General features: G+C 43.2%; 8 protein-coding genes and 2 pseudogenes. 3 read left to right on the plus strand and 7 right to left on the minus strand.

Annotated features, from left to right (window positions below):
- Positions 1-256 precede the first annotated feature (256 nt).
- The gene (locus V7K30_RS13630; RefSeq protein ID WP_334999931.1) at positions 257-2,887 is read right to left on the minus strand and encodes a DNA polymerase III subunit alpha; all 2,631 of its coding nucleotides are present in this window, start codon (positions 2,885-2,887) and stop codon (positions 257-259) included.
- 193 nt (positions 2,888-3,080) lie between these two features.
- On the opposite strand from V7K30_RS13630, the gene V7K30_RS13635 reads away from it, so the two are divergent.
- Positions 3,081-4,373: a dicarboxylate/amino acid:cation symporter gene (locus V7K30_RS13635; RefSeq protein WP_334999933.1), complete on the plus strand. Its 1,293-nt coding sequence runs from the start codon at positions 3,081-3,083 to the stop codon at positions 4,371-4,373.
- Between the two features lie 40 nt (positions 4,374-4,413).
- On the opposite strand, the gene V7K30_RS13640 is transcribed toward V7K30_RS13635, so the two are convergent.
- The 4 genes and pseudogenes from V7K30_RS13640 to rpsF all read right to left on the minus strand — a co-directional run bounded on the left by V7K30_RS13640 (position 4,414) and on the right by rpsF (position 7,162).
- Complete coding sequence (locus V7K30_RS13640; RefSeq protein WP_334999935.1) at positions 4,414-4,593, minus strand: hypothetical protein; 180 nt, start codon at positions 4,591-4,593, stop codon at positions 4,414-4,416.
- Between the two features lie 295 nt (positions 4,594-4,888).
- A pseudogene (locus V7K30_RS34235) lies at positions 4,889-5,014 on the minus strand (Ig-like domain-containing protein); the annotation flags it as partial.
- Between the two features lie 1,007 nt (positions 5,015-6,021).
- Positions 6,022-6,582, minus strand: a complete 561-nt coding sequence (locus tag V7K30_RS13645) for an Npun_F5560 family protein (RefSeq protein ID WP_334999937.1) — start codon at positions 6,580-6,582, stop codon at positions 6,022-6,024.
- A gap of 229 nt (positions 6,583-6,811) precedes the next feature.
- On the minus strand, positions 6,812-7,162 hold the full coding sequence (rpsF, locus tag V7K30_RS13650) for a 30S ribosomal protein S6 (RefSeq protein WP_334999939.1): 351 nt from the start codon (positions 7,160-7,162) through the stop codon (positions 6,812-6,814).
- A gap of 380 nt (positions 7,163-7,542) precedes the next feature.
- On the opposite strand from rpsF, the gene V7K30_RS13655 reads away from it, so the two are divergent.
- Positions 7,543-8,316 carry a fumarylacetoacetate hydrolase family protein gene (locus tag V7K30_RS13655; RefSeq protein ID WP_334999941.1) on the plus strand — a complete coding sequence of 258 codons (774 nt, stop codon included), beginning with the start codon at positions 7,543-7,545 and terminating at the stop codon, positions 8,314-8,316.
- Positions 8,317-8,319: 3 nt separating this feature from the next.
- On the opposite strand, the gene V7K30_RS13660 is transcribed toward V7K30_RS13655, so the two are convergent.
- Both V7K30_RS13660 and V7K30_RS13665 read right to left on the minus strand, forming a co-directional pair.
- Positions 8,320-8,796, minus strand: coding sequence for a Tic20 family protein (locus V7K30_RS13660; RefSeq protein ID WP_334999943.1), 477 nt, complete (start codon positions 8,794-8,796; stop codon positions 8,320-8,322).
- 81 nt (positions 8,797-8,877) lie between these two features.
- On the minus strand, positions 8,878-9,075 hold the full coding sequence (locus V7K30_RS13665) for a hypothetical protein (protein WP_334691554.1): 198 nt from the start codon (positions 9,073-9,075) through the stop codon (positions 8,878-8,880).
- A 710-nt stretch (positions 9,076-9,785) separates the two neighbouring features.
- Here V7K30_RS13665 and V7K30_RS13670 point away from each other — a divergent pair.
- A pseudogene (locus V7K30_RS13670) lies at positions 9,786-10,600 on the plus strand (hypothetical protein); the annotation flags it as partial.

Here is a 10,600-nt window from a genome sequence, read left to right on the forward strand (position 1 = left end):
TCAGCTTGAGCTTTACTTGTAGCTTGTCTAAGTTCTAAATCACCTAGTCCTGGGTCATAATACCTCGCTCTGTGATAATCCAATCCAGTAGCACTATCCCTTTAGCATCACCCTTTCTCTATAAAGATCGCCGTCATGTACATCCATCAGTGGAGCGATCGCTTTCAGCAACCATAAAAATAAAAGTATTTGTCTTGCAAATACGATCGCTGCTAATTCAACAACGTAATCTCATACTACTAAAGTTTTATTCTGGCTAACTCGGCAAATTATTAACCCGTATCAAATCCAATTGCCGTTCAAATATTTCATCAATGGGTAACATTTGACCATCAACAGTCATAAATTTATGGTCTTTTGTTGCCCGAATCAATGAACCATCTTCCAAACAATACTCAAACACCTCTTGTTGTCCGCGATCGTGCCACTGTGCCACAGGTTGCGTGTAAATATTTCCATTATTATCAACGCTATATACAGTACATTCAATGCGTTTTTCTACAATTTCTCCAATCGGCAACAATCCATATTCTACTGTCAATATTTCAGTTTCATAGGTTAAACAATATTCAGCAAACTTCAACATTTGCTCAAATAATTCATCGGCAACTTTTTTCTGAACGCCATTTTTCGCTGCGCCATCCACGAATTTTTCTCGCTGCTTTTGCATCTCAGAAACTTTCTTTTTACCCATCGCCCGACGCAGCAGGTCAGCTTGTCCTAAGGTATATCCAGCCATATCCTGAGCAATTTTCATGATTTGCTCTTGATAGACCATAATTCCATAGGTTTCGTCTAATATTGGTTCCAGAATGGTGTGTTGATAATCAATGTTTTCTCGCCCGTGTTTGCGGTTAATAAACTTCGGAATTAGTCCCGCATCTAATGGCCCCGGTCGATAAAGTGCCAAAATTGAAGAAATATCTTCTATATTAGAAGGCTTCAAATCTCGGACTATCTGACGCATCCCAGAAGATTCTAATTGAAATATCCCTTCTAACTCACCTGCTTCTAATAGTTCATAGGTTTTTTGGACATCTTTTGGCAGAGTAGTATGTTCACCTTTAGCTAATATCTTCTGTGCTTTTCTTTCCTGGCGAGGAATTTCATCAGGGTCAATACGATATCCTCTAGTTTCTTGAATTAAATCAACGGTTTTTTGAATCAGCGTCAGGTTCCGTAAACCCAGAAAATCCATTTTCAACAAACCCATTGATTCCAGGTCTTCCATGAAATACTGGGTAATCACTGAACCGTCATTATTCTTCTGTAGTGGGACAATTTCATCAAGTGGATCGGCAGAAATTACCACACCTGCTGCATGAACACCAAAAGTTTTGTTAGTTCCTTCAATTCGCATCGCCATATCAAGCCAATGGCGCACATGTGGTTCTTTATCATATTTCTCTTTAAACTGTGGTTCTGGGGTTTCATTAGAAATCATTACCTTGAGTTTTGTTGGTTTCCCCCGCACTACAGGAATTAATTTCGCCATTTTGTCTGCTTCCCCATAGGGAATATTCAAGACTCTGGCGACATCTTTCAAAACTGCTTTAGAAGTTAGGCGGTTAAAAGTAATAATTTGGGCAACTCTATCTGCACCATATTTATCAGTTACATATTCAATAACTTTATCCCGTTGTTCAATACAGAAATCCGTATCAATATCAGGCATTGATTTCCGTTCTGGGTTCAAGAAACGCTCAAAGAGTAGCCCATGATGTACAGGGTCAATATTAGTAATTCGCATCGCATAGGCAACTAATGAACCAGCCGCCGAACCACGACCTGGCCCCACAGGAATGTTATTATCTCTAGCAAATTTGATGTAGTCCCATACAACTAAAAAGTATTTGGAAAAACCCATCTGCTGAATCATTTTCAGTTCGTATTCCAATCTTTCTTTATAGACGGAATCGACTTCCTGGCGAGATTTACGATTTAATCGTTCTAAAAGTCCGCTCCATGCAACATCTTCGGCGTAAGTGTCAGCAGTGTGACCAGAGGGAATTGGGGGTGTAGGAATCTGAGGCTCACCCATAATATGGTAAGGCTCAACTTTATCAGCGACTTCTTCAGTAGTGGCGATCGCTTCGGTAATCACATCATCCGGTAAATGGTCACGAAATAGCTGCTGCATCTCCTCACCAGATTTGAGATACTCTGTGCCGCTATAACGCATCCGCTTATCTTCGATAATTAGCTTGCCAGTCTGAATACATAGCAAAGCATCGTGGGCTTCAACGTCAAAACAAGAAATAAAATGGGAATCATTAGTAGCAACAAATTTAATCCCTAGTTCCCGCGCAATTTTGACTATTTCAACATTAACAATTCGGTCTTCTTGGGAACCGTGGTCTTGAATTTCTAAATAATAATCATCACCAAATACATCTTTATACCACTGAGCCACTTTCCGAGCTGCATCTGGTCTACCGCTGAGAATCGCTTGGGGAACTTCTCCACCCAAACAAGCACTGGTGACAATCAAGCCTTCATGATATTGTTTTAGTAAATCTTTATTAATACAAGGACGAGAAAAAATTCCTTTTCCTTGAACACCTTTGAGGTGAGAAATTGTGGTTAATTTAACTAAATTTTTGTAACCTTTGGTATTTTTAGCTAAAACGACTTGATGATATTTGGGACGGCGTTCTTGTTTTTCAATATCGCCGTTAATTACATACATTTCATTGCCGATAATCGGCTTAATATTTTGACTACGGCAGATTTTGATCAATTCAACCGCGCCATACATGACGCCATGATCAGTCAAGGCGATCGCTTTCATCCCCAGTGCGATCGCTTGATCCACCAACTCTGGTAGCTGACTTGCCCCATCGAGCAGACTGTAGTCACTGTGAATATGTAAAGGGACAAAAGACATAAGCATCTCCAACCACAAGCCAAGACAACTCTAGGGGACTACCTTGTGGTATACCCTTTCGAGCTAGATTTTGCAAAGCAACGGAATCTTAGATTAACAGTTTTTACCCAAAATTAAAGCTGTTCTTTTTCTGGAATTATCACTATCATTAGTGTTGTTTTAATAGTTACAGCAGTTAACCAGTATCTAGCCAATGAGTCAAACAGAGAGTACTACTTCGCCTGAAACCAAAGCTAGCCCTTGGTGGCAGCGTATCCCTCTCACTTTACAAATTGTCATCGCCTTAGTAGCCGCAGTCAGCGTCGGAATTGCCCTTGGTGCGGGGAATCCCAATCCCAGCAATGCCGTCTTAATCAACAATTTAGCAATTCCGGCTGAATTGGTGTTAAAGGCTCTCCGTGCCTTGGCTACACCTCTGATTCTGGTAGCGGTGCTGCATACCTTGATGACTACCAACATCCCTGGAACAGCCGGACGGCGGTTGGCAGTGCTACTTTTAACTAATACTACCGTAGCTATTTTAGTGGGACTTTTCGTAGCAAATCTTCTGCATCCGGGGACTTGGGGCAATGTAGCCACCTCAACGAGTACAGAAATAACTCCTCAGAATCTTGATCCTTGGGGAATACTCAAAGATGCTGTACCGGAATCTGTCCTCAAGCCATTAGTTGATAATAATGTCATCCAATTAATTGTGATTGCCCTGAGTTTTGGGATTATCCTGCGGGGATTAAAATCTGAACAAATTGCCCAAGATAAGAACGGATACCAGTCGATAGAGGATGTGATCGGGATTTTATTTGAAGCGGTAGTCGGTGTCCTCAACTGGGTAATTGCCTTAGTGCCTTTCGCAGTTTTTGGGATTGTTGCCAAAACCGTTGCTATGCAAGGATTTACACCGTTTAAATCTTTGGGTGCATTTATCGTGGCGGTGCTGTTAGCGCTGGTATTGCAAGCGTGCTACTACCTAATTAGAGTAAAATTTGGTTCTTGGGTACACCCGTTAAAATTTCTAGCTGGTGGTTCTGATGCCTTTTTGACAGCTTTCTCAACTTCTTCCTCTGCGGCGGCAATGCCCATAACCTTTGAGGTTTTGCAAACAAAAGTCGGTTTAAGGGAATCTTCTGCTGCCTTGGGGGCATTAGTCGGGGCAAATTTCAATAATGATGGTACTGCCCTCTATGAAGCAATGTCTGCGTTGTATATTTCCCAACTAATTGGACAACATCTGAGTTTAGGACAGCAGTTAATTGTCATCCTTACCTCGATTTTTGCATCTGTAGGTGCGGCGAATATTCCTAATGCTGGACTGGTAACAATGACACTGGTGTTCACTTCTGTAGGCTTACCTACCCAGTACATCGCTTTGCTAGTTACTGTAGACTGGTTTCTAGATCGCTGCCGCACCGCGATTAATGTCATGGGAGACATGACTGTCAGTGCTTTACTTGACGGCAAAAAGCCACATTCTGTAGACGAGGCTTAGTTTGCTACCTTTTAGTTGAGTGCAGCAGCTTTTCAGATATCTAATGCTGTTGAGGCCCTTTGGCGTCACATTCTTTAGTCCAGCAGCGTTCTAGAAGTTGAAGACGCCAGATCAATGCAAAGCGTTGAGGATTCAATACTAATTTAGGATCGCGACTAAATAAAGGCTGGTTCAGATACTGCCAAAGGGGAAATTTAGTTTTGGTGTGTTTTGGAGTCATAAGAACAACAAAATATTATAAAAGTTTAGTGGCAATAGTTGGCATTTTGTCTAGCAACTGCCTGATACTGTTTTTCTAGTTAAAGACTACACTGGGTTTTTGCACTTGTCTTGGTGGCAATTGCGGAATTTCAGTAAGTGAATTTATGTTGTTTCCGTTTTAATACTTAAATTCGCGCACCATTTTTTTGATTGCACATCCTGTGAAAAGTCATACCATTTCACCACATTCCTGCTACAGATACGTTGGTAAGGGCGTACATCTGTCATGAGTGTCAACTTAAGCCCAAACCCCTTTAAAACCTCGTTAAGAGCTTCTGGCTGGAAATGCTTCTCATTGGGCTGCTGCCGTCATTACCGTCACTAACAGTGTAAATAAAGCTGTCAGTGCCTTTGTAGTTGGCATTAGGAGTGTAAACGAAGTAGTCGTCGCTAGTATTATCAGGATCTAAGCCTTAATCTGATTCCCATCAAAAAACATTGCCGCAATTATCACGTTGTAATAATTTCCGCATCACCGAAAGTTCAGACGACAATCTTCATCATGCCCGTAGACCCAAAGAGATAGGCCAGCGCGGTCTTCTCCCTTGGCTCTAGCCTCTCCCAAAGGGAGAACTACGGTGTACACACAAGTCGAAAAAAGCTCAATTTCCCATTATTCTCTCGTTTATCTCGTTCCCATGCAAAGCTAGGAATGCCTGATTAGGGGCTGCTGCCTCCAGTCAGATATTGAGTCTCTGACTCAATGAATGCATTCCCAGTCGAAGACTGGGAACGAGGAAACGAAGAAAGTTTTATCAAGCTAGGTTTTTAGGACTTGTGTGTACACCGTAGCAAAGGGAGAAGGGGAGACGATGCCGCGCATAGCGCAGCGTAAAGCCAACTCTTAGAGAGGCTGCACCAATGGCATGGCTTCGCTTAGAGCGAGTCCGCGAGCGTCAGGGGGTCTTCCCCATGAGCGACTGGCGCACCCGGAGGGCTTGTCACCAGACATCGCCTTCAACAGGTCGTCAGTGATAGTATAAATGGTAATTATTTTCTAAACGCATATACCCCTCCAAATTTTCCGACTGGAGGGGATTTTGTTGCTTAACTGACATCCAGCGTAGGCGTAGCCCGCCGCAGGCATCGCTCTCCCTCATAACTAGCAACTTGGGTTAGTAAATGACCAGAATTGGTCAAAACAATGCAATTCTTTGTGACACTCCCTAGCTTCTCAAAGACAGGACTTTTCAAATTACTCTGAGCTAATTGTTCTATATCCGAGGTAACTAGTTCAAGGAGGCAGGAGGTAAGAAAGGTTAGAATATCAGCCTTTGCGTTATTTCTAACTTTATAGTTATTTTTGCCTTGATGTACTACTTGGATGTGTCCAAGATCCTTTCCCGCACTAATTTCTTACCTCTTCGATTCCACCATAATGGTAATTTTAGGCATTTTGGGGAGTCGAAATATTAGTTTGTTCCGATGCTGGGCGGGGAAAATTTGGCAAATCAATGCCGCTGTGACTAGCATTGCGAGTTTTGAGTGCTAAACGGTAACTCACACTTTGCAGTTCTGCTTGTAGTTGGCGGTTTTCCCGTTGTAGCATTGCTACCTTTTCTCTCACTGGCGTCATCCGCTCCTCAAACTTCCGACGGTAAATTTGAGGCAACTCTTGTACTACTTGCTCCAACATGCGACTGCGATCGGTGAGTTCTTGAACTGACTGTCGCAATTGGTAAATTTCGGAGTCACGAGTTGTAATTTGCTCTTGGTAGAACGCCACCTGCTGCTCCACAGCTTGGAGTTGTTCTTGCAAAGCCTGTAACTGGGTCAGATCGCGCTCAAGCTCCGGCTGCTGGGGCATAAAACTAGTGTTACCCTTTACCAGCCGGAAGAGTTCTTGAGATAGTTGTTGCACTAGTTGATCGCGAAGTTGCAACTCTTGGCGTAGCTGCGATACTTCCGTAGAGAGAACTTGAATATTGGGTGTATCAGATTGGTTCACAGTAGCTTACAGCTCCCATTCAGAATCTTGTCCACTCTTAGGTATAACTGCGGAAGTACTACCTTTGGCAAGTATTTGTTAATTTAGCATTCCCAGACAAGTCACTAAAAAAGAAAAAGACAAAATTTTACTGATTGGGGATTGGGGATTGGGGATTGGGTACTGGGTACTGGGGATTAGAAAAACTCTTCCTTATCTGCCTAGTCCTTAGTCCCTAGTCCCTAGTCCCTTAGACCGTTGCAGCTACTTTAGTGGGCTTTTCCTTTTCTTCTTTAGGAGGTTTTTCCTCTGCAATATCCTGCTTAACTGTCAGATAGCGAATCACTTCTTCACTCAAGCGCATGGCGCGTTCAAAGGGGGCGATCGCAGTTGCAGGCGCACTGTAGTTTAATTGGATGTAGATACCATCGCGGTGTTTTTTGATTTCATAAGCGAGACGACGCTTACCACGATTTTGAATATGGATATCCTGGGCGCCTTGGTCGCGAAGCAAATTCTGATATTTAGTAATTGCTTGCTCTGCCTGTTCGTCTCCCAGGTCAGGACGGAGAATGTACATTGTTTCGTAATTTGTAGTCATATTTTTCAGTTTCCTCATGGACAAAAATGGCTGCTGATGTTAATTTATACCTGATTTAGATTTAAAATATCAGTATTAATCAACATCTGAAGCAACAAGGAACTATAATCTTACCAGTTTTCAATTTGAATCATTAGCCAAATCGCCGAAGTTTGGATTTTTTGGATGTCCAATTATGAAAACTAGGTCGGGATACGACCCCGATATTTCTTTAGCAAGATTAATTAAGCTATCAGCTTCGCCAAGGGGTATCTTTCCCTAAGGGCATTTATAGCGATCGCTTTTTTGCTCAAGGCTCAATCGGTTTGCTAAAAAGCTAACTGAGAATTGCTACCCGCTCACAGTTTCTAATCGCAGATAAAAGGATATTCATCAAGGTTATGGCGCAGCGCTATGTGCGAATTCAAAATCAAGAAGGACAGATTTACTATGGGATACTACAACTATCCCTCAACGTCCAGGTGCTAGATGCTCCGCCCTGGTTACAAGGACAAGCCACTGATTTAACTTTGACACCAGAAAATTACCAAATTCTGGCTCCCTGCGCTCCCTCAAAAATTGTGGCGGTGGGTAAGAATTATGCAGATCATGCAGCCGAAATGGGAACTCCAGTCCCTTCTGAGCCACTAATCTTTCTCAAGCCACCTACGTCTATCATTCCGTCTGAGAGGGAAATTAAGTATCCTCCCCAGTCAGAAAGAGTTGACTACGAAGGAGAGTTAGCATTAGTGATTGGCGATTACGCATTTGAATGTACACCAGAGGTAGCCCAAACCAAAATTTGGGGCTACACCATTGCCAATGACGTAACAGCGCGGGATTTACAAAAACGGGATGGTCAATGGACACGAGCCAAAGGTTTTGATACTTTCTGTCCCTTGGGGCCTTGGATTGTGCGGGAATTAAATCCAGGAGCGAGATTGCAGACTTTTTTGAATGACGACGCCAATCCAGTCCAATCTGCCTGTATCGATCAGATGGTGTTTTCCCCCGATGTTTTAGTTTCCTATATCAGTCAGATTATGACGCTACTACCCGGTGATTTGGTGCTTACGGGTACGCCGGAGGGTGTAAGTCCATTGCATCCAGGCGATCGGGTCCGCGTAGAAATTGAAGGTATTGGTCGCCTGGAAAACATCGTAGTGGCCCGTTAACTTCTAACGCACTTGCATATACACTGCATCAGAAATCGCCGGAATTTCCGCATAACGCCCGCTTACAGACTGGATGACTGAATATGCAACTGCTCCCACGATGCCAATAAAAATCGTGGTGGATAAGGTTTGGATTGCAAAACCACCAACGGGAACTAGTCCCACAACATCAGTCAGGATGCTAAACAAAAAGATAATGATGTCCAAAAGGATTGCTTGCATGGTGTTGAAACGAATAAAGTGACTAATTTTTTCGTTTCTGACTACCAGCAAAAATAAAGCAAAGAAAATAATCATTCCTGCATAACGCACGCCGTAGTAAATTCTCAACAATGGCAGAAGCGGCAGAAACAGCAGTTGTAGCGGTGGAAACTCTGAGAGCAAATATCTACCAAATACAAAAACCTCAATTAGAGGAAGCAAGTAAGGCAAGCAAGCAAAAATCCGATCTGAAACCGTTGTAGACCCGCGCCAAGACATTATGCGTTCTCCTGTGGTTAAATTTCTATAGTTACTTGAGCTTAGGATAACGCAGTTGCCTGGTCTTGCTGGCAAATTCAACTATTCTATATAGGCGATGCGAAAGCCCATCATACACTCATACTGGTCTGGCTGCTGTTGAGTAAGTTTGCGAATGGCTTGACCACAGCGCAGTTGACCTCCACGCCAACGGGGTTGACCGCTCCCGTCAGCGAGTAAACAAGACTGGCAAACTTGCTCAGGGGCAAGGATTTGCTCGTCCATTAAAATGACTAGCATCGAATCCCTCCTGTAAATCCTCATTGTCACCCACATTTCACTCAGGTGAGGACACGCTTCATCTGTGGCTCTTTAGACCTCTTGCAAAAGTCCCTAACACCACACCCCCAACCCCTCCCCGCTCTTCGGGAGGGGTTGGGGGTGGGGTTCTTAATTTTTGATTTATGCAAGAGGTCTTTTGAACCGCTTCAGGTAGGTTGAGCGCATTTTGCTTTTGTTAAGTGTTGTGATTTGCGATGGCGCTTTGCGCCCGGTGTGGGCGATCGCAGAGTCCACTAAGAGCCACATCCTACCTCTTTGTAGCAAAAATGTGGTCAATCACAATTCAATAAAAATTGTCAAGTGAATGTTAATTTATTGTATGTTGTGTCTATTGCAAATTGGACATCTTAGTAAAATATAATACAAAATTCTTCGCACTAAGGTTGAGCAGAGACTACCAACGGTATTCATCGCATCCCTGTTAATTTAGCACTGGAGAGTTTCAAACTTAATATTTAGGAAACAACAAAAGCTTTACGCACAAGCAACACGGCGACCCATTGAAATTCCCTTGACGCGACTAGTTAAAGTGCGAAAATTAAAGTAAGTAAAACTGAGTTAACTTGATAGCCATTTAAGTGATGCATTTATAAAATACTGAGGTAAACTTGCAAGCAAGGTAATACACAATATAACTGTGCGGCTCGTCGGTCTGGGCATCACTCACAATGGAACACTGGCAATTTCTGATACAGAAACAAGGCGCTCGCTCGTGGCATATCCTAGAATCGCCAAATTTGGAAATTTTGGAAGGGCAGTATAGAGTTTTGGCTCGTTCTAACCTTCCGAATACAAACGTGGAAGTGCGGGTAACTCACTCTTCAACCCAGGAAGTTCAACCAACGCGGCGAATTTTCAAGCGATCGCGTCGCACTAACTCAGAAGGCTTAATAGCGGTAATTCCTTTTACCTACTTCCAGCAAGGAGTTTGGGAGTTGCGCTGTTGCGGCGATTTAATGTCGGATCTGTTTGGTAAATCTTGGCAATACGGTGTCCAACTTCAAGTATTGTCCCAGGAAGCAGAAGGTGAGCAAGGGGAGCAGGGGGGACAGGGGGAGAATGTAGAATCAAATTCACCTGATCAGCCAAATACTGTATCTGGAAACTTGGAATCTACTGCCCCAGCAGAACCCACAGTTACCTTAGATGAAGCGATCGCTGTTTCTACAGAACTGGCAATTACTACATACAGCAACCCCGCTACCACTGTTCTGCCAGATGAATGGAACTTGGAATCTATTACCCCAGCAGAACCCGCAATTACGTTAGATGAAGCGATCGCTGTTTCTACAGAACTGGCAATTACTACATACAGCAACCCCGATACCATTGTTGTGCCAGATGAATGGAACTTGGAATCTACTGCCCCAGCAGAACCCACAGTTACCTTAGATGAAGCGATCGCTGTTTCTACAGAACTGGCAATTACTACATACAGCAACCCCGCTACCACTGTTCTGCCAGATGAATGGAACTTGGAATC

Source organism: Nostoc sp., from assembly GCF_036917655.1.
In the GTDB taxonomy this organism is placed as follows: Bacteria; Cyanobacteriota; Cyanobacteriia; order Cyanobacteriales; family Nostocaceae; genus Nostoc.

Coding starts and splice junctions, on each gene's coding strand:
- V7K30_RS13655 (WP_334999941.1), top strand. CDS start 7,543: ATGGCGCAGCGCTATGTGCGAATTCAAAATCAAGAAGGACAGATTTAC.
- rpsF (WP_334999939.1), bottom strand. CDS start 7,162: ATGACTACAAATTACGAAACAATGTACATTCTCCGTCCTGACCTGGGA.
- V7K30_RS13635 (WP_334999933.1), top strand. CDS start 3,081: ATGAGTCAAACAGAGAGTACTACTTCGCCTGAAACCAAAGCTAGCCCT.
- V7K30_RS13660 (WP_334999943.1), bottom strand. CDS start 8,796: ATGTCTTGGCGCGGGTCTACAACGGTTTCAGATCGGATTTTTGCTTGC.
- V7K30_RS13630 (WP_334999931.1), bottom strand. CDS start 2,887: ATGTCTTTTGTCCCTTTACATATTCACAGTGACTACAGTCTGCTCGAT.
- V7K30_RS13665 (WP_334691554.1), bottom strand. CDS start 9,075: ATGCTAGTCATTTTAATGGACGAGCAAATCCTTGCCCCTGAGCAAGTT.
- V7K30_RS13640 (WP_334999935.1), bottom strand. CDS start 4,593: ATGACTCCAAAACACACCAAAACTAAATTTCCCCTTTGGCAGTATCTG.